This is a genomic window from Oceanimonas sp. AH20CE76 (assembly GCF_039654065.1).
In the GTDB taxonomy this organism is placed as follows: domain Bacteria; phylum Pseudomonadota; class Gammaproteobacteria; order Enterobacterales; family Aeromonadaceae; genus Oceanimonas; species Oceanimonas smirnovii.
In genome coordinates, this window is the sequence record NZ_CP155481.1 from 364,648 (window position 1) to 381,554 (window position 16,907).

The following is a 16,907-nucleotide window of genomic DNA, read 5'->3' on the forward strand; positions in this document are numbered from 1 at the left end:
GAGGGCGAGTATACGTATATTCCACATAAAGAGCGGGTTCTTAATTGTTTTTAAAAGAAAAATACGTCTTGCCTGAAAAAAGCGCCGTTAACCGGTCTCAGGCTTGCCTGACATGATCCCGCCACAGCAGCCAGAGCCGGGTATCCAGTTCCAGCTGATGATAGTCAGGCTCCATATGACAACATAGTTGATAGAAGGCCTTGCCGTGTTCTTTTTCCCGAAAGTGGGCCAGCTCATGAACGACTATCATGCGCAAAAACTCCGGCGGCGCTTCACGAAACAGGGCGGCCACGGTAATGCTGTTGCGGGTTTTGAGTTTGTTGCCCTGCACATGGGCACGGTAGGTATGCAGACCCAGCGCCTGTTTCACCACGTTCAGTTTGCTGTCATAGCGAGCCTGACTAAGCGGCGCTGCTTTTTTCATATAGCGGCTTTTCAGCGCGCTTACATAATCGTAAAGCGCCTTGTCGCTCTGCACGTGATGAGACTCTGGATATTTTCGCGTCAGGTAGGTGCCAAGGCGACCATCGGCGAGCAGGCCGGCGGCCTGTTGCTGCAGTGAGGCCGAATAGCCGGCGAGGTAGTCTGGAGTGCTCAAAATATTATGCCAGGCCGATCAGTGCCTGAGCCTGCTGTTTGGCCGAGCGGCCATAAACACCGGCAATCACTTCATTGCGCTGCTGCATGGGACTGTTGGGATCGCGCTCAGCGGAGGAAACCGGTTTGCTGCTGGCGTCTTCCTGTTTGCCGTCCCGCAGCTCTGCGCGGGCCTGGGCGATGAGTTGTTCGGCCTGGGCGGCGGCATTCTTGTCGGCCTGGGACGGCTCTGCCGGTGCCATGGCAGCCGCCTTTATCTGCTGCATTTTATCGATGGTGGCCTGCGGATCGCCGGGCACCGGTGACATGTCAACCTGCACATGGCCTTCTACCGCATATTGTTTGCCATCGGGGCCGGTTTCATATTCGTAGTTGGGTGAGCCTGCATGCTGACCACCCACGGCAGCGTGCTGCTGTTCATGGGTGCGCACTTCCTGATCCCGTAACTTGAGATCGTTCAGCTCCAGCACTTCTTCTTCGGTCATGGGTTCGCCCGAGGGTTTGCTGGGGCGAGCGCCAGCTTCGGTGCTGGCCTGCTCATTCCCGGCTTTTTCTTTGCTGTCTGCAGGGGGATCTGCAGAGTCGGTTTCAGTGCCGGTTTTCTGGCCACGGGCATCATACAGGGCGATTTCTTCGCCGCCACGCTCACGGCGCTCGTCCTGACCGGCAAAGGCATCGGCCGGCTCGGCGGGAGCCACCCGCTCCAGCTTGTCGTTGTCCTGACGCGACTGAGTGCCGGCGGTTGGTGCCGGAACAAACAGCGGATCATTAAGCCGGTTGTCGATATTCATGGAAATCTCACCGAATAAAAGTCAGGAAACGATGGCTTATTAAACATAAGAATCATGGTTAAAGAAAGCAAATAAAAAAGCCCTCTTGCAAGAGGGCTAAACAGCAGGCGTAAATCAGGTGATCAGAAACGAATATTAGTAGACAACCAGAGACGACGGCCTTCTTCCAGCACACCGTCCGTGGAGCGACCGCTCTGGGTGTAATCAGAAGCCCAGTCATTACCATTGTTATAGAAAGTGCCTGTGGTGAAGTCTTTGTCGAGCAGGTTATAAATGGTGGCGTTCAGGGTTACCTTGTCGGATACCTGATAGGAGCCTCCCAGGTGAAACAGCTCATAGCCCTGAATGTCGCCTGCCGCGTCGAGCAGGGCCTGCTGATCGGTGTCCAGGTTTTCACGCTTGCTGAGGAAGCGGGCGCGATCGCTGCGGTATTCACCCTGCAGCCACAGGGTCAGCTGTTCTGTGGTGTTCCAGCTCAGTTTGGCATTAACCATGTGTCTTGGCGTGTTGGTCAGAGGTTCACCCTGGTTATCACCGCTTTTCTGCTCGCTGTCGGTCAGGGTGTAATTACCGGAGAGTTTCCAGTCCGGAGCAAACTGCCAGCCGGCAGCCAGCTCTATCCCCTGAGTCACGGCTTTATCCACGTTGACTTTCTGCGAGCAGGTACCACCCGCATTGCCGGCACAAAGCGGGTCACTGACGGGATCACCGTCTGCGATTTTATCGCTGAACTGAGTATGGAACAGGGTCACATTGGCATTGAGGCCGGTAAGGCTGTCGTAATAGGCACCTACTTCGGTATTAATGGTGGTTTCCGGCTGCAGATCCGGGTTGCCGATATTAATGACAGTGCCCTGTCCGCCAATACCGTTAATGCCATCATGCAGGTCATTCAGACTGGGGGTTTTATAGCCCTTGCTGACACCGCCCTTGAGGGTCCAGTTGTCTGTGGTGTTCCATACCAGATAACCGCGGGGGCTGATATGACCGCCAAAGGCATCATGATGGTCATAGCGGGCCCCCAGCGTCAGGGCCAGATCGTCGCGCAGCATCCACTCGTCTTCACCAAACAAGGCCCAGGATTTTTGCTCAAAGGTTTCGGTGGAAATACCGTCTTTCAGCTCGGAATCCTGCCACTGGCCGCCGATGGTGGCAATATGGGTATCACCGACAGGGGCTACCAGCTTGCTGTCGATAACCAGTTCGGTGGCTTTCAGCTCCCGGTCATTGCCGACGATAATGGAGGGAAAACCATCATAGCTGCTGCCAATAGGTTTGAAGTTGGACTGACCGGCTCGTCCGCCCGGAATGGTGCGGCCCAGGGTTTCGGTGGTGTTGTGGGTAATGCTGCTGTCAAGGTTGCCGAATCCCAGCCGGGCACTGTGCGTAAGCGCCAGCTGATCCCGCTCAAAGCGCAGCTCATCCTTATAGCCGTTGGCCTGGGTGGGCTCTTCCTGAGAGCAGCCGTTTACCGCGCTGCCGCCGGTTTTACCATCCAGAGTGCCCAGCTGACAGTCGTCATTGTTATAGACCTGACGGCCCCGCTCCATATCCAGAGAAATATCGTGATCTTCGTTGGGTGTAAAGGTCAGGCGGCCACCGATGGTATAATTTCGCCCCTCTACCGGCGACACACCGCGCTTGTTGACGGTTGAGCCATTATCAAAGGTCAGATCAGACGCTCCCCGGTCGTATACACTGCCGCGCACCGCCAGGCCCAGCTTGTCTTCCATCAGCGGGCCGGAAGTATAAAAGCTGACATTACTTGAATCGCCGTAGTCGCGATCTTCCTGGAAGGTGTGATCCAGGGTGACCGAGCCGCTCCACTCATTTGCCACTTTTTTGGTGATGATATTGATCACCCCACCCATGGCATCGGAGCCATACAGGGTGGACATGGGACCGCGGATCACTTCAATACGCTCAATGGCGGACAGAGGCGGCATAAAGCTGGTAGCGGTGTCGTTAAAGCCGTTGGGAGTGGCGTTGCCGGAGGTATTCTGGCGGCGGCCGTCGATCATGATCAGCGTATATTCGCTGGGCAGACCACGCATGCTGATATTAAGGCCGCCGGTTTTTCCGGTGCCCTGGCGAATATCAATGCCTTCTACTCCATCCAGTGCCTGCGCCAGGTTGCCATAACGTTTTTGCTGCAGTTCCTGCTGGCCGATAACGGTAATGCTGGCCGGCGCGTCAGTAACGTCCTGTTCAAAGCCGGACGCACTGACCACCACGGTATCAAATACCTGAGCGGTCTGGGCTTGCGCTGTGGCGAGGGTGGCGGTGTTTAACAGCACCAAAGAAATAGCGCTGGCCAGACGACTGGGCATGAGCTTGGGCATGACTACTCTCCTGTGTACAAATATGCCGACTTCGATAAAAATGAGCTTGTTAATGATAATTGTTATTGAAAGCGATTGGCATTGTAGAGAAAGCCTTTCCAAAAAGTGACATCAATTAATGGAACATTTCATTCCGTTAATGGAACAGCGCCTTGGGCTTTTGGGTGATAGTGATGGAGCCGGTGTCTGGTGTTTTTTCCATTCGCTAATGGCTGCCCGTCGTTGTCCGCAGCCGGGCTTGCCAGGTCATGTTGATAATTTTATGGGAGCGCTATGCAAGATTTGTTTGAGCTGGAAGGCGTTGTCACTGTGGTGGCCTGTGGCAGCCTCACGGAGGCTGCACGGCGTCTTGGTGTGCCCAAGTCGACCTTAAGCCGGCGGCTCAGTCAGCTGGAGTCCCGGCTTGGTCAGCCATTGCTGCATCGCCGTGGTAACCGCCTGCAGGCCACTGAAGCGGGTGTATTGTTTGAACGGTATAGCCGGCAAATACTGCACCTTGCAGAGCAGGGGCGTCAGGCCATGGATGACCTGAAAGAAGAGATAAGCGGCGAACTGGTCATAAAAGTGCACAGCAGCTGTATCAGAGGGTGGTTTCCTGGTGTGCTGCAGCAGTTTATGGCGGACTATCCCGGTGTGAGCATCTCGCTCTATAGCGAGACCCGGGCACCGCCTGCGAAAGCCGGGCAGAATGAAATATGGCTATGGGTGGGCGATGATCCTCAGTGTGGCCTGCGCCATGAGGTGCTTGGCCGCTGGCCGCGCAGACTTTATATGAGCCCGGATTATGCACAGCGCCATGGTGTGCTGCGGCACCCTCAGGAGTTGCCGGAGCATGTCTGGATAGACAGGCTCAGCGAGCGTCATCACGCACTTTTGCTGCGCCATGAGCATGAAGGTGAATATATTTTTCAGCCGTTACCTTCCCGGCTGAAGGCAGATGATTACATACTGCAGCTGGATGCCATTGCCAACGGGCAGGGCATTGGCGTACTGCCCGAGTACTACGCTGAAGCATACCTTAAGGCGCACCCGGGGCGCTTGCAGCTTTGTCTGCCCGAGTGGCAGCTGCCGCCGCTGCCGGTGGGGTTACTCTACTCCTTTGGCCGTCAGCCCAAAAAGCAGGCAGTGCTGCTGTCGTATCTGCGTCAGTCGGTACCGGCAGAGTGGACCATGTTGCCAGCTCAGGAAGGTTAACAGCACTGTTGCTGACGCTCGGGACGGTTACCCATTGTCGCCAGGCGGCTCAGGGCCGGTGCAATATAATGTTGAAAATGCTGATGGGTCTGGCGCAGCAGTGTTTTGCTGCCGTTATCCAGATCGTCGGCAAGACGATAATACACCCACTGGCCGGCGCGGCGGTCGGCCAGCAGGCCGGCCTGGCGCAGCAGGGCCAGATGGCGGGAAATTTTGGGCTGGGTTTCATTAAGCGCGTGAGTCATTTCACACACGCAGATTTCGCCTTCAGCCACGATCAGCAGCACCAGCTGCAGACGCGTATCATCGGCCAGCGCCTTGAACAAAGACAGGGGAGACGTTACCACAGGGTTTTCTCCTGCCGGTCCTGTACCAGCACCAGTAACTTTATACGTTCGTAAATTTCCTGGGTGAGCTTGCTGGCATCAGTTTCGCTGCAGCAGGGAGTGTCGGTAAAGTGCCAGGCCATAAAGCGTTCTGCCGGCACAGCACCGGCAGCCGCTTCTGCCTGCTCACACAGGCTGACAACAATATCAAAATATTCGTCGGCAACCGCATCCAGGCCCTTGCTCTCAAGGCCGCTGGTGTCAACGTTCAGTTTATTCAGCGCGGCCAGCGCATTGGCATCGATGGCCACCGGCTGCACACCGGCACTCATTACCCGGTAGCGATCTGCCGCCAGATGATTAAGCAATGCCTCGGCAATGGGGGAGCACACGCTGTTGCTGTGGCAGACAAAAAGCACAGAAGTCATGGCAAGGCCCGTATTCTTGATAATGCGCTCATCTTATATACGGACCTTCGCATGTCAACGCCGTTGTCATTCGCCTGTCATATTTTGCGCGGCAGGTCAGAAGCCCTGCTGTTTTAAACGGGCGGCCAGCTGGTGAGCGCTGGTAAAGGCGGCTTCTACCCGGCCCCCCAGGCACCAGTCACCACAGGCAGCCAGCTTGCGCTCGCTGTCCAGCACATACCCCGAAGGATCATGCCCCAGCGCATTCTTGGTTACTTCTGTGGCCAGAGCATAGCGCCAGCGGTGCAGCTGTGCTTCCTTTACGGCTTGCGGGCTGACGCCGGTCAGTGCGCAGAATTCGGCGGTCAGCTGGTTCCGTACCGTATCCTGACAGTCTTCCAGATGGGTGGCAGCCCAGTCGGCGGTGCTGTGAGCCACCACAGCACCCAGCTCCCTGTTGCGGCCGGGCAGGCGATGGTTAAAGGCAATCCAGCGCAAGGAAGAATCATTCACTTTGGCTGCATCCCACACCGGCAGCTCGCTGTCGTTGACTTTCAGCATCAGAGCGTAGCAGGGCAGCATGCCAAAATCGGCCCAGGTCTCGGGCGCAAAGGGCAGCAGCGCTTCAGTTTGTGGCAGCGGTGCCGAGCTGATCACCCAGTCGAACTCGCCCAGCTCTGCCCCCTGGTCATCCAGCAGCCGCCATTTGCCATTGTGCTGCTGCAGGGTTTCTACCCGGGTTTGCAGAGCAATGTTCAGCCCCGGACTCATGGCCTTGAGCAGACTGTTCATGCCCGGTGCAGCCACATAATGAGGCTCGAACCATAGGCGTTTGTACGGTGCCTGATGGGGGGAAAGGGTGGTGATATTGGGTTGCCATTCCGCCACATCACCGCTGGCAATAAAGGGCTTGAGCAGTGCCTTGAAAGCACGGGATCGGGCGGTAAAAAACTGGGCACCATGATCCCAGCGATGCTTATCGCGGCGGCGGGTAGACATGCGTCCGCCCAGCCCCCGGGCCTTTTCAAACAGGCTGATGTTGGCGTGTTCGCTCAGTTCCCGGGCCAGGGTTAAACCGGCCAGACCGGCACCGATAATGGCAATGTCAGCTTTCATTATGTTCCTTGTTAGTGTGAATGGTGCATTGTTGAACATGAGGCTGGCGGCGGTACCAGCATAAAAACAGCCGGTAGCCGGCACTCAGCAGCCAGCGCACCGGCGCAAAGCGGGCAAGGTGTGCCAGCCAGGCAAGCGCAGGAACGGTTTGCCACAAGCGCACAAAAGCATTTACGCCGGTATGCAGGTGCTGTTGTTCATCCAGCAGGTGCAGTTGCTGCAGGCACAAAGCCGGGGTCAGGCCGGCGGCGGCCAGCTCTGGTGGCTGATCCCAGATATTGAGCCAGCGCACCGAGCCGGGCCTTGCCCGCCGGCGATAAAAGGCAATTTCCCGATCGCACAGGCCGCAACGGCCATCGTAAAATACGGTCAGCATGATAAATTCTGCACATGGAGTAACAGGTTTCTTCCGAGACCGCGATCAGTCCTGCTTTCTTTCAGTGATTTTTATACATGCCGGCTCTCAATGGCCCGTAACCGGTTTACAATGAAGGCTTCGCGATGGCTAAAACAGGTGAATATGGAGATTCCGACACGTATAAAACAGCAAACCTGCATGGACTGCCTGAGCGGGCACTCGCTCGGCTTTGACATTCGCATGGAAGAGCTGCTCGGCCCTGAGCAGATCACAGGGTGGAGCTGGGTTGCCTGACGGACGAACACCATGGACAGGATCTACTCACGAGAGCTGCTTCGGCTGCAGGCAGAAAACGAACGATTAAAGCGCATTGCTGCCGATGCTCGGGAAAAGCTGGAAGCGGCCATGGACGGCACCGGCCTGTGCGTGTGGCAGCTGCATGTGCCCAGCGGCAAGCTGGTTATCTTTAACCGGCGCTGGGGTGCCATGCTGGGCTTTCAGCCCAAGGAAATAGAAGCCAGCTTTGAGGTGTGGAAGTCGCACCTGCACCCGGAAGACCGGGAAGAAGTGCTCAACAACTTTTTTGAGCACCTGCACGGGCGCAGTGAATTTTATGAAGTGCAGCACCGCATGGTGGCCAAAAACGGGAGCGTTACCTGGGTACAGGACAGAGGCCGGGTGGTGGAGTGGGACGAGCAGGGCTGCCCGCTACGCGTGATGGGCACCCATGTCGACATTACTCAGGAAAAGGAATACGAGCTTGCTCTGTCGCGGCTGGCTCACAAGGATCCGCTCACCGGCCTGCTCAACCGCAGCGGATTGATCGAGCGTTTCAAGGCGCTTAAAAGCGAAGGCGCGCTGACCCTGTGCTTTATTGATCTCGACGACTTCAAGCAAGTCAACGACACCCTGGGCCACCGCGCCGGCGACAGGCTGCTGATACAGCTTACCGAGCGGCTGCGCTTCTTGTGCCCGCCGGACGTGGTGCTGGGCCGATTGGGCGGCGACGAGTTTGTGCTGCTGTTGCCCTGGGCCCTACAGAATTCGCAAACCCAGCCGTTGGCCCAGGCCTGCATCGACTGCCTGGATACACCCTTTGAACTGGATAACGGTGAAGCCTTTGTGGGGATGAGCATGGGGGTGGAAGGCGTGCGAGAGCAGGACGACTTTGCTGATGTCATGGCCCGGGCCGACGCCGCCATGTATCAGGTAAAACGTGCCGGTAAGTGCGGTATGGCCTTCAACACAGTGCCGTTGGCCGGCCAAATTGGCGTGAATGAGCGCAGCCGGCATATCGGTTAACCACAAAAAAGGCCCCGCATTGCGGGGCCAAACCAGACTAACAAGCATACTACCGAAGCAATTATTTGCTCATCAGCTCGGGCACATCGCACTCCTGAGGTTCAATGGTGTGAGGCAGAGGGCCACCAGCGGGCTGGCGCAGGCCGATGATCACCTGCCAGGTGACCGCCAGGGCACCGACGATAAACACCACATCACCAAAGGTGCGCACCCAGCGCAGGGTTTGCAGCAGGCCCTGCTGCATAAAGCTTTCGCTGCGGGCATACCAGAGGCCTTCGCTGGCGCTGGCCACAAACTGAATCACCCCCACCGGCAGCACACTGGTGAACAGCATCAGTGCCAGGCCGCCGTTCATCCACCAGAAGGCGGTTTTCATCAGCGACTCGCTGAATACCAGATTGGGGCGAACATAGCGCAGCACCAGCAGGGCAAAGCCCAGCGCCAGGAATCCATATACACCAAACAGGGCGGCATGAGCGTGAGTGGGCGTGGTGTTCAGACCCTGAATGTAATAGAGCGCCACCGGGGGGTTGATCATAAAGCCCAGCACACCGGCACCCAGCATGTTCCAGAAGGCTACCGCCACAAAGAACATCAGCGGCCATCTTACGTTTTCCATCCAGGGGGCGCTGTTCTTCAGCCGCCAGTTTTCCCAGGCCTCATAACCCAGCACCACCAGCGGCACCACTTCCAGGGCGCTGAAGGTGGCGCCCACCGCCATCACCGGGGTGGTGGTGCCGGAGAAATACAGGTGGTGGAAGGTGCCGGGAATGCCGCCCAGCATAAACAGCGAGGCCGAGGCCAGGCTGGCGGTGGTGGCGGCACGCCGCGACACCAGACCCATGCTGCAGAAGATAAAGGCCAGGGCGGTGGTGGCGAACACTTCAAAGAAGCCTTCCACCCACAGGTGCACAATCCACCAGCGCCAGTACTCCATTACCGAGATATGGGTGCGTTCGCCGTAGAAGAAGCCGGCACCATAGAAGAGGCCAATGGCGGCGCAGGAGGCGGTGAGCAGCGCCAGCAGGTGGCGATCACCGGGCTGACGCAGCGCCGGCACCACACCGCGCAGCATCAGCACCAGCCACAGCACGATGCCGGTGAACTTGCCAATCTGCCACAGCCGGCCCAGATCCACATATTCATAGCCCTGATGCCCCAGCCAGAAGTTGAGGTTGGCAGGCATAATTTGCGCAATGGCCAGATAGTTGCCAACAAAGCTGCCTACCACCACGGCCACCAGCGCCCAGAACAGCACATTCACGCCCAGTGCCTGATATTTGGGATCCTTGCCGCCATTGATGATGGGGGCGAGGAACAGGCCGGCGGCGAGAAAGCCGGTGGCAATCCAGAACAGGGCGCTCTGAATGTGCCAGGTGCGCAGCAGTGTGTACGGGAACCACTTCGACAGCTCAATGCCGTAGAAATGCTGACCTTCCACCGTGTAGTGGGCAGTAGCGCCACCCAGCAGCACCTGAAAGGTAAACAGCGCCACCACCAGGAACACATATTTGCCCAGTGCCTTTTGAGATGCAGTGAGGGTAAAGGTAGTGAGCGGATCTTTCACCGGCGGCTCGGGGTCGGCTTCGTCTTCCTTGCGCAGGAACGACCAGGCCCACACCAGGCCGCCCACACCGGCAATCAGCAGCACCACGCTGGCAATGGACCAGACAATGTTCTCGGCGGTGGGCTTGTTGTCAATCAGCGGCTCATGGGGCCAGTTATTGGTGTAGGTGGCGTTGCTGTCCGGGCGCTCGGTGGCGGCTGCCCAGGCGGTCCAGAAGAAGAAGTTGTTCATGTCGGCCCGGCGCTCGGCGCTTGGCAGGGTATTCTCCTTCATGGCAAAGCTCTGGCGAGTGCTGCGCAGGGCAGGATCGTCACTGAACAGCTTGTCGTAATAGGCAGCGGTGTCGGCCATGGCCTGAGCACGACGCTCAGACAGCACCAGTACGTCAGCCTCGGCATCGTAGCTGTTGGTGCGATATTCCTGCTTTAAGCGGTGTTGCAGCATGGCTTGCTGATCACCCTCAAGATTGGCATAAGCGGTGCCAAATTCATCCTGAGCGGCCAGCTCCAGCCAGGCTACCAGCTCCCGGTGCAGCCAGTCGGCAGTCCAGTCCGGTGCCTGGTAGGCACCATGGCCCCACACCGAGCCCAGTTGCATGCCACCCACCGACTGCCAGGCGGTCTGGCCGTCGAGAATGCCGTCGTGGGTGGTGAGCAGGGTGCCGTTTTCGGTAACCACCTGAGCGGGAATGGGTGGGGCCGTCCGATACACTTCACGGCCAAAATAGCCAAGAATGGCAAAAGTAATGCCAACAACCACCAATAACAGTAGCCAAAGGCGACGATAGTTAGCCATGTTGCACCTCCTGGTGCCGGGAAGGGGAAAAGAGAAGGTTGTTTTCAAGGTGAATGTGCTGCATCAAGTCGTGCTGTAATTCCTCAATGCCGCCATAGAGTGCCTGCCAGCTGCCGCAGGCATCGGCGGGCAGGGCAAGATGGTTGGTCAGCTCCAGCAGCCGGGCCAGGGCCTGGCCGTGATCATCATGCTCCAGGCGCATCACGCTGATCGGCCCCTGAGCCGGTGCAAACAGACCCCGGCGCAGCATGGGGAACAAAATCTGCTCCTCTTTCTGCATATGGCTTTCCAGCTCCTGGCGCATTTCTTCCAGGTGCACGGTCAGGCCTTCGGGGCAAAGCGGGTTATCGGCGTGCACGGCTTCCACCCGGCGGGCCAGCCCGATCAGTTCGGTCAGCTGCTGGCGATGAACCTCGTGATAACGCGCAAGAATATGGTCGATGAGGTCCGCATTGCCGGCCCCGGACCAGTCGGTGTCGTTGCCGTTGCGGGCCGGCAGGGCCTCCAGACGGGCGATAACTTCGGCGGTATCCAGCCCGCGTTCGGCCAGTGCCTCGCTTAGCAGGGCGTTGCCACCGCAGCAGTAATCCAGCCGGTAATGATGAAATACCCGGGTGGCTCCCGGAATTTCCCTGGCCAGCGTGCCCAGGGAATGGTTAAGCAGGCTCATGATATGACTCCTTGTATATGTTACCCTTGCTCCATAAGTGGCAACTTGCGTGCCACTTTTTAATTTATTGATTATTAGGCATTTTTATTTTTGTGTGGTTTTATTTACCCTAATCAAATAGGGTAAATAAAACCCTTATATGGTGATAATGACCATGCTTTACGAACTCCTGCTGGCGGATCTGGCCGCTGAATTGCCCAGTGCCGTGCGGCTCCAGAGTCTGGTGCGGATGGTGCGCGAGCATTTTGGCTGCGGGGCCGTGTGCCTGTTGCGGTTGCAGGATGGGGTGCTCAGCCCGGTGGCGGTAGAAGGTCTGGTGCGCGAGGCCCTGGGCCGGCGCTTTGTGGTGGCTCAGCACCCCAGGCTGGCGGCCATTCTGGCCAGTCGCAGCACGGTGGCGTTTGCCCCCGATTCGCCCCTGTCGGATCCTTACGACGGTCTGCTGGAGCATCATGTGGGCGAGGCGTTGCCGGTGCACGACTGCATGGGCATCAGCCTGTATGTCAATGGAGAGCTCTGGGGTGCAATGACCCTGGATGCCCTTACCGCCGGTACCTTTGATCAGGACGCCCGGGATCAGCTGCAACGGCTGGCACTGACCGTTTCCGCCGCCGTACGCATGACCCGGCTGGAGCGGGATATTCGTGCCTTGCGTCTGGCCCGGCAGGACTCGCCGGTGCCGCTGGGAGACCGGCAGGAAGGGGAAATTCTGGGGCAGAGCACCGGACTCAAGCGATTACTGCACGAGCTGGACGTGGTGGCCGACTCGGATTTGCCGGTGCTGCTCACCGGCGAAACCGGTGTGGGCAAGGACTTGTTTGCCCGTCGCCTGCACCAGCGCTCGCCCCGGCAGGAACGGCCGCTGGTGCAGGTGAACTGTGCGGCCCTGCCTGAAACCCTGGCCGAGAGCGAGCTGTTCGGTCATGTAAAGGGAGCCTTTTCCGGTGCCGGTAATGCCCGCCCCGGTCGCTTTGAAGCTGCCGACGGCGGCACCTTGTTTCTGGATGAGGTGGGCGAGCTGCCGCTGGGCATTCAGGCCAAACTGCTGCGAGCGCTGCAGAACGGTGAAATTCAGCGGCTGGGGGAAGACGCCCCGCGCAAGGTGAATGTGCGGGTCATTGCCGCCACCAACCGCCAGTTGCACGACAGTGTGCGCGACGGTCATTTTCGCGCCGATCTTTATCACCGGCTGTCGGTGTATCCGGTGCCGATACCGCCCCTGCGGGAGCGGGAAGGGGATGTGCTGGTGCTGGCCGGTCACTTTCTGGAGCTGAACCGGGGGCGGCTGGGCCTGCGCAGCCTGCGGCTTTCACCCGCCGCCGAGCGGGCTCTGTGTGCTTATGCCTGGCCCGGCAATGTGCGCGAGCTGGAGCACGTGATCAGCCGTGCCGCGATCAAGGCTCTCAGCCGGGGTGCCGACCGGGCCGACATCATCAGCCTGGAGCCGGAGCTGCTGGATCTGGCCGGCGATACGGTGCTGCCGGAACCCGCCCGGGCCGTCAATATGCCCGAGATAACGCCGCCTCAGCCGCTTGCCAGTCTGCAGCAGGTGACCAATCAGGCCCAGCAACAGGCCATAGAGCAGGCACTGGCCGCCACCGAACACAACTGGGCTGCCGCCGCCCGCTTGCTGGAAGTGGACCCCAGCAATTTGCATAAACTGGCGAAGCGGCTGGGGATGAAGTGAGGTGAGTATTTGAAATAAAAAGACCCGCTGTGGGAGCAGCGGGAAAGTTTCATACTGAGCTTACTTTTTCACTTTCTAAGCTTAATGATCTTTAAGATAGTTCAATTCGTCCTTATATGACATGGTTGGCTCATATAATTGATGGTATCCTTTTCCTAGAGCCCCTCTGAACTGAATCAAGTTTGGCTCATTTTTTCCTATTGATAAGATGTGATCTATTGCTATCCCAGGGTAAGGATCAATAAATACAATATCTTTGATTCCTAATTGGTATGCTTTTTTTGCGCACAATTCACATGGGCTTGCTGTTGTGAATAGTTTTCCGCCTTCTATTCCGGCTGAGCCATATTTAGCCAGTTGTAGGAAAGCGTTTTCTTCAGCATGCAGTGATCTTGTATGGACTTGATTTCCTGAATCATCCAAAGAGTTCTTTATATCTTTAAAGCAATATGAAAGATTCTTTCCTTGAGTGCCTATCTTTCCAGATATTTTTATTAGTTCACCTTTAGCTGCATCCCTAAAGTCACTGTTTTGACGTTCATATGTACTATAGGTAACTTCATCAAATGTATTTGCTAGCTCATCAAGAGATCTTAGGTTGCATGGAACTTGTCCTTTTGCTACATCATTCCAACCTACTGATTTGATAGAGTAGTTTTCATCAGTTACAACTGCTCCAACTTGTCTAGATATACAGCCAGAATTAACTTTCGCAGTATATGCAATTTGCATAACCCGTTCAATGTTTGTTGGTGAAATTAACCCAGGGTGTTTTATTAATGCCAAGTACCAAGCTAATTGTGCTTTCAGTACATTATTGTTATCAATTTCATTTCTTGGGTTGAAAATATGAATGTCCGATATTTCAATGCACCTTTTTACATTTTGGCTTATGAAGTCAGCATCATCAACTCTTGTTTTTCCAGATTCTCTACGTTCTAATTCGTCAAATTCATCTACAGTGTATTTATGGACATTTTGTAAGTAAGCTTTACGACAGGGCAAGATCACGAACGCTTTATGACCAGTTCGAGGTGGTTTGACCCGCAGATCGACTTGTGATCTTATACTCCCTTTTGGGAGCACAACCATGAGCCTTGATGCCTTTTCCGAGTACTTTGGTGAACTGACAGATCCCCGCCAAACGGCCAAAATCAGTTACCCGCTGTTTGATGTCCTGTTCCTGACGGTTTGCGCGGTCATCGCCGGCGCTGAAGGTTGGGAAGACATCGAAGATTTCGGTGAAGCACACCTCGACTGGTTTCAGGATAAAGGCTTGTTTCCCAATGGCTTGCCGGTGCATGACACCATCGCCCGTATCGTTTCTGCCCTTGAGCCAACTGAATTTCAGCAATGCTTTGTTCATTGGGCACAATCCGTCAATGAACGCACCGGCAGTGAGCTGATAGCCATCGACGGCAAGACCTTACGAGGCTCATACGACCGTGAAGACAGACGCTCTGCCATCCACATGGTGAGTGCCTTTTCGGTCGATAACAAGGTGGTCATGGGGCAACTGAAAACCGAGGACAAATCCAATGAAATCACGGCCATTCCTGCCCTGCTAAGCCTGCTGGATATCAACGGCTGCCTGGTTTCCATTGATGCCATGGGTTGTCAGACCAAAATTGCAGAAACCATTATCAGCCAGGGTGGAGATTATCTGCTTGCGGTAAAAGATAACCAGGAGCTACTGCACCGGGCCGTTCAGAGGGAACTTCGCCCGGTTCATAGTAAGGAAACCAGCCAAGATAATGTCACCATCGAGCATGGACATGGCCGTACCGAAGCACGGGAGTATCATGTCCTGCCAGCTGACGCACTGCTTGGCGAGTTTCCTGAGTGGACTGGCCTGAAGACACTGGGCGTGGCCATCGGCTATCGCCAGGATAAATCAGGCAAGTCTTCGCTGGAGTACCGTTACTACATCAGTTCAGCTGAGCTGGACACCGCCCGATTTGCAGCCGCAGTACGCGGTCATTGGTGTATAGAAAATAGCCTGCACTGGGTTCTAGATGTATCAATGAAGGAAGACAACTGCCTCATTTATCGTGAGAATGCTGCCGAAATCCTGGCTGGCTTCCGGCACATGGCGCTAAATATGTTACGTTCTGAAACCTCGAAAAAAGCCAGTATCAGGCGGAAACAGAAGATGGCGAGTATGAACAGCGCTTACCTAGAGAAAGTGGTCATTGCCGGATTGGCGTTGCTGGGTAAAAAGTAACCGTTCATGCTCTCGCCCTGAGCTTTACGATCTTCATTCGGTGCATTTATTGATATTAGATAAAATGCCGAATAACGATCTTTGAAGAATTTAGCTTCATAAGGATTTCTTATTGCATCTATTACTATGAAAGCACCTTGTGAGTTTATTTGTCTGATGCTTTTTATCACTCTGTTGATCGTTTCAGGGAGGTGAAAGACGGACTCTGGCTCGAAGGCTTTCTCTTTGTATTTAGATTCAACTTTTCCTGTTCTTCTAATGGAGTTTCCTGCAGCTTGATAAACTCTTATATATAGCTCATTATTGATTCCCCTTAACTCCTTTTTGAAGTCTTCAGTAAACTTTCTTATTAGTTTCATGAAAGAGAAAAATTTTGTTTTTTCTCTTACTGAAAGCTCAAAGGAGGTGCAATGGTCGAGCATTTTATTAGAGATGTTCTTTAGTACACCTTTCTTTGTGTATGTTAGTTGAAAGCTACCTTTTCTTATTAGTTCGTAAATGCTTGCTCTACTTATATTGTCGGTTTGTTCTTTTATGAAGTCCACAATTTGTGTGGTTGTTAAAGTTAGTAAGTAGGCTGAAATTAAATCACTAACCTTTATTGATATGAAAGGGCTGTAGTTCTCTTTTGTGTAATGAGATGCAATTTTGTACCTCTTAGAGTCCAATTCGGAGAAAAATGGTTCTTTTTTATGTTTGACATTGTCAACGTGAGGGAAGTCAGCCTTTTCATTTTCTAAAATGCTGGCGGCGGTTGTACAGCCCGAACCAGTTCTACCTGTTAACCCAAGAACGATAAACTTGCTACGTTCATGAAATAGTCTAGAAATCATTTCATTATTTTTATTTTTCAATGCTCACTCCAGTTTTTGGATTTTTAGTGGTTTTGAGTAAATAATTATATCTTACTTTTCACCAGCCTGATTATAGTTATCGGTGTTCAAGTATGGATCATTATCGACCTTTGTAAGGATCTAAAGGTTTCGAGTACAACAATGCCCCGTATCCATCAAACCTCAATGGCTCACGCCCGGCCCGTTTGCGCAGCCAGTTCACGCCCTTACGCACCGAGGGAACTCTGAACAGCCGGCGTTCCAGCCGGTAACAGTCCTGACTCCTGGTTGATCACCACCAGACAACAGAGGAGAACGCTCTTTACAAGCGAATGAGAATCAGGTTCAATAACAATATCAATTGTTATGTTATAACGGTATCATTCATGAAGAAGAACATTCATCCCGCCTACGAATATGTGGTGTTTAAGGACACTTCCTGTGGCAAGACCTTCCGCATTCGCTCTACCTGTACCTCTGCCGAGACCATCGTCTGGGAAGACGGCAACACTTATCCTCTGGTTAACCTGGATATTTCCAGCGCCTCGCATCCTGTGTATACCGGCGAGCAGCGTCAGGTGGGTAACGAGGGTCGGGTGGCCCAGTTCAACAAACGTTTCGGCAAGCTGGCCAGCAAGTAAGCCGGATGTTGTGTCTTCAGACACACACTCAGGCAAGCCAGTAATCAACGCGCTCCG

At 55.0% G+C, this 16,907-nt stretch carries 17 protein-coding genes; 6 read left to right on the forward strand and 11 right to left on the reverse strand.

Translation table 11 applies throughout. The annotated features are described in order from the left end of the window. Nucleotides 1-97: 97 nt before the first annotated feature. From N2M06_RS01875 to N2M06_RS01885, 3 genes are all read right to left on the reverse strand, one after another. Nucleotides 98-598 carry a M48 family metallopeptidase gene (locus tag N2M06_RS01875; protein WP_346351415.1) on the reverse strand — a complete coding sequence of 167 codons (501 nt, stop codon included), beginning with the start codon at nt 596-598 and terminating at the stop codon, nt 98-100. A gap of 4 nt (nt 599-602) precedes the next feature. Next, a complete protein-coding gene (locus N2M06_RS01880) occupies nt 603-1,388 on the reverse strand; it encodes a putative metalloprotease CJM1_0395 family protein (RefSeq protein ID WP_317074658.1) in 786 nt (261 codons plus the stop codon). Nucleotides 1,389-1,510: 122 nt separating this feature from the next. Continuing rightward, a complete protein-coding gene (locus N2M06_RS01885; RefSeq protein WP_317074659.1) occupies nt 1,511-3,730 on the reverse strand; it encodes a TonB-dependent receptor in 2,220 nt (739 codons plus the stop codon). A 273-nt stretch (nt 3,731-4,003) separates the two neighbouring features. Between N2M06_RS01885 and N2M06_RS01890 the strand changes: the two genes are divergently transcribed. Next, nucleotides 4,004-4,924 carry a LysR family transcriptional regulator gene (locus N2M06_RS01890; RefSeq protein WP_346351416.1) on the forward strand — a complete coding sequence of 307 codons (921 nt, stop codon included), beginning with the start codon at nt 4,004-4,006 and terminating at the stop codon, nt 4,922-4,924. Here N2M06_RS01890 and N2M06_RS01895 read toward each other — a convergent pair. The 4 genes from N2M06_RS01895 to N2M06_RS01910 form a co-directional block, all read right to left on the reverse strand. Beyond that, nucleotides 4,921-5,271 carry a metalloregulator ArsR/SmtB family transcription factor gene (locus tag N2M06_RS01895; RefSeq protein ID WP_346351417.1) on the reverse strand — a complete coding sequence of 117 codons (351 nt, stop codon included), beginning with the start codon at nt 5,269-5,271 and terminating at the stop codon, nt 4,921-4,923. The two genes, N2M06_RS01890 and N2M06_RS01895, sit on opposite strands and share 4 nt — an antisense overlap. Next, nucleotides 5,265-5,678 carry a low molecular weight phosphatase family protein gene (locus tag N2M06_RS01900; protein ID WP_019935167.1) on the reverse strand — a complete coding sequence of 138 codons (414 nt, stop codon included), beginning with the start codon at nt 5,676-5,678 and terminating at the stop codon, nt 5,265-5,267. The genes N2M06_RS01895 and N2M06_RS01900 overlap by 7 nt, the downstream gene beginning before the upstream one ends. Before the next feature lie 96 nt (nt 5,679-5,774). Continuing rightward, the gene (locus tag N2M06_RS01905) at nt 5,775-6,773 is read right to left on the reverse strand and encodes an FAD-dependent oxidoreductase (RefSeq protein WP_346351418.1); all 999 of its coding nucleotides are present in this window, start codon (nt 6,771-6,773) and stop codon (nt 5,775-5,777) included. Next, nucleotides 6,763-7,149: a DUF393 domain-containing protein gene (locus N2M06_RS01910; RefSeq protein ID WP_346351419.1), complete on the reverse strand. Its 387-nt coding sequence runs from the start codon at nt 7,147-7,149 to the stop codon at nt 6,763-6,765. Before N2M06_RS01910 ends, N2M06_RS01905 begins: the two co-directional genes overlap by 11 nt. A gap of 144 nt (nt 7,150-7,293) precedes the next feature. On the opposite strand from N2M06_RS01910, the gene N2M06_RS01915 reads away from it, so the two are divergent. Together N2M06_RS01915 and N2M06_RS01920 are read left to right on the forward strand one after the other, a co-directional pair. Next, nucleotides 7,294-7,425, forward strand: a complete 132-nt coding sequence (locus tag N2M06_RS01915; protein ID WP_346351420.1) for a hypothetical protein — start codon at nt 7,294-7,296, stop codon at nt 7,423-7,425. A 12-nt stretch (nt 7,426-7,437) separates the two neighbouring features. Then, nucleotides 7,438-8,433: a diguanylate cyclase gene (locus N2M06_RS01920; protein ID WP_346351421.1), complete on the forward strand. Its 996-nt coding sequence runs from the start codon at nt 7,438-7,440 to the stop codon at nt 8,431-8,433. Nucleotides 8,434-8,494: 61 nt separating this feature from the next. Here N2M06_RS01920 and N2M06_RS01925 read toward each other — a convergent pair whose 3' ends face one another. Together N2M06_RS01925 and ytfE are read right to left on the reverse strand one after the other, a co-directional pair. Further along, on the reverse strand, nt 8,495-10,795 hold the full coding sequence (locus N2M06_RS01925) for a nitric-oxide reductase large subunit (RefSeq protein WP_346351422.1): 2,301 nt from the start codon (nt 10,793-10,795) through the stop codon (nt 8,495-8,497). Then, on the reverse strand, nt 10,788-11,465 hold the full coding sequence (gene ytfE, locus N2M06_RS01930; protein ID WP_346351423.1) for an iron-sulfur cluster repair protein YtfE: 678 nt from the start codon (nt 11,463-11,465) through the stop codon (nt 10,788-10,790). The genes N2M06_RS01925 and ytfE overlap by 8 nt, the downstream gene beginning before the upstream one ends. 154 nt (nt 11,466-11,619) lie before the next feature. On the opposite strand from ytfE, the gene norR reads away from it, so the two are divergent. Then, entirely contained in the window at nt 11,620-13,152 is a 1,533-nt protein-coding gene (gene norR / locus N2M06_RS01935) for a nitric oxide reductase transcriptional regulator NorR (RefSeq protein WP_346351424.1), read from the forward strand. A gap of 81 nt (nt 13,153-13,233) precedes the next feature. Here norR and N2M06_RS01940 read toward each other — a convergent pair whose 3' ends face one another. Beyond that, nucleotides 13,234-14,157 carry a hypothetical protein gene (locus N2M06_RS01940; protein ID WP_346351425.1) on the reverse strand — a complete coding sequence of 308 codons (924 nt, stop codon included), beginning with the start codon at nt 14,155-14,157 and terminating at the stop codon, nt 13,234-13,236. Between the two features lie 85 nt (nt 14,158-14,242). Between N2M06_RS01940 and N2M06_RS01945 the strand changes: the two genes are divergently transcribed. Continuing rightward, nucleotides 14,243-15,376, forward strand: coding sequence for an ISAs1 family transposase (locus tag N2M06_RS01945; RefSeq protein WP_346351426.1), 1,134 nt, complete (start codon nt 14,243-14,245; stop codon nt 15,374-15,376). On the opposite strand, the gene N2M06_RS01950 is transcribed toward N2M06_RS01945, so the two are convergent. After that, entirely contained in the window at nt 15,325-16,230 is a 906-nt protein-coding gene (locus N2M06_RS01950; protein WP_346351427.1) for a hypothetical protein, read from the reverse strand. The two genes, N2M06_RS01945 and N2M06_RS01950, sit on opposite strands and share 52 nt — an antisense overlap. A 365-nt stretch (nt 16,231-16,595) precedes the next feature. On the opposite strand from N2M06_RS01950, the gene N2M06_RS01955 reads away from it, so the two are divergent. After that, nucleotides 16,596-16,850, forward strand: coding sequence for a type B 50S ribosomal protein L31 (locus N2M06_RS01955; RefSeq protein ID WP_317075488.1), 255 nt, complete (start codon nt 16,596-16,598; stop codon nt 16,848-16,850). Nucleotides 16,851-16,907: the final 57 nt, after the last annotated feature.

Excerpts from the sequence above, each read along its gene's own strand:
- N2M06_RS01955 (WP_317075488.1), top strand. The coding sequence starts at position 16,596 with ATGAAGAAGAACATTCATCCCGCCTACGAATATGTGGTGTTTAAGGAC.
- norR (WP_346351424.1), top strand. The coding sequence starts at position 11,620 with ATGCTTTACGAACTCCTGCTGGCGGATCTGGCCGCTGAATTGCCCAGT.
- N2M06_RS01900 (WP_019935167.1), bottom strand. The coding sequence starts at position 5,678 with ATGACTTCTGTGCTTTTTGTCTGCCACAGCAACAGCGTGTGCTCCCCC.
- N2M06_RS01915 (WP_346351420.1), top strand. The coding sequence starts at position 7,294 with ATGGAGATTCCGACACGTATAAAACAGCAAACCTGCATGGACTGCCTG.
- N2M06_RS01920 (WP_346351421.1), top strand. The coding sequence starts at position 7,438 with ATGGACAGGATCTACTCACGAGAGCTGCTTCGGCTGCAGGCAGAAAAC.
- N2M06_RS01910 (WP_346351419.1), bottom strand. The coding sequence starts at position 7,149 with ATGCTGACCGTATTTTACGATGGCCGTTGCGGCCTGTGCGATCGGGAA.
- ytfE (WP_346351423.1), bottom strand. The coding sequence starts at position 11,465 with ATGAGCCTGCTTAACCATTCCCTGGGCACGCTGGCCAGGGAAATTCCG.
- N2M06_RS01885 (WP_317074659.1), bottom strand. The coding sequence starts at position 3,730 with ATGCCCAAGCTCATGCCCAGTCGTCTGGCCAGCGCTATTTCTTTGGTG.
- N2M06_RS01880 (WP_317074658.1), bottom strand. The coding sequence starts at position 1,388 with ATGAATATCGACAACCGGCTTAATGATCCGCTGTTTGTTCCGGCACCA.
- N2M06_RS01890 (WP_346351416.1), top strand. The coding sequence starts at position 4,004 with ATGCAAGATTTGTTTGAGCTGGAAGGCGTTGTCACTGTGGTGGCCTGT.
- N2M06_RS01945 (WP_346351426.1), top strand. The coding sequence starts at position 14,243 with ATGAGCCTTGATGCCTTTTCCGAGTACTTTGGTGAACTGACAGATCCC.
- N2M06_RS01905 (WP_346351418.1), bottom strand. The coding sequence starts at position 6,773 with ATGAAAGCTGACATTGCCATTATCGGTGCCGGTCTGGCCGGTTTAACC.
- N2M06_RS01925 (WP_346351422.1), bottom strand. The coding sequence starts at position 10,795 with ATGGCTAACTATCGTCGCCTTTGGCTACTGTTATTGGTGGTTGTTGGC.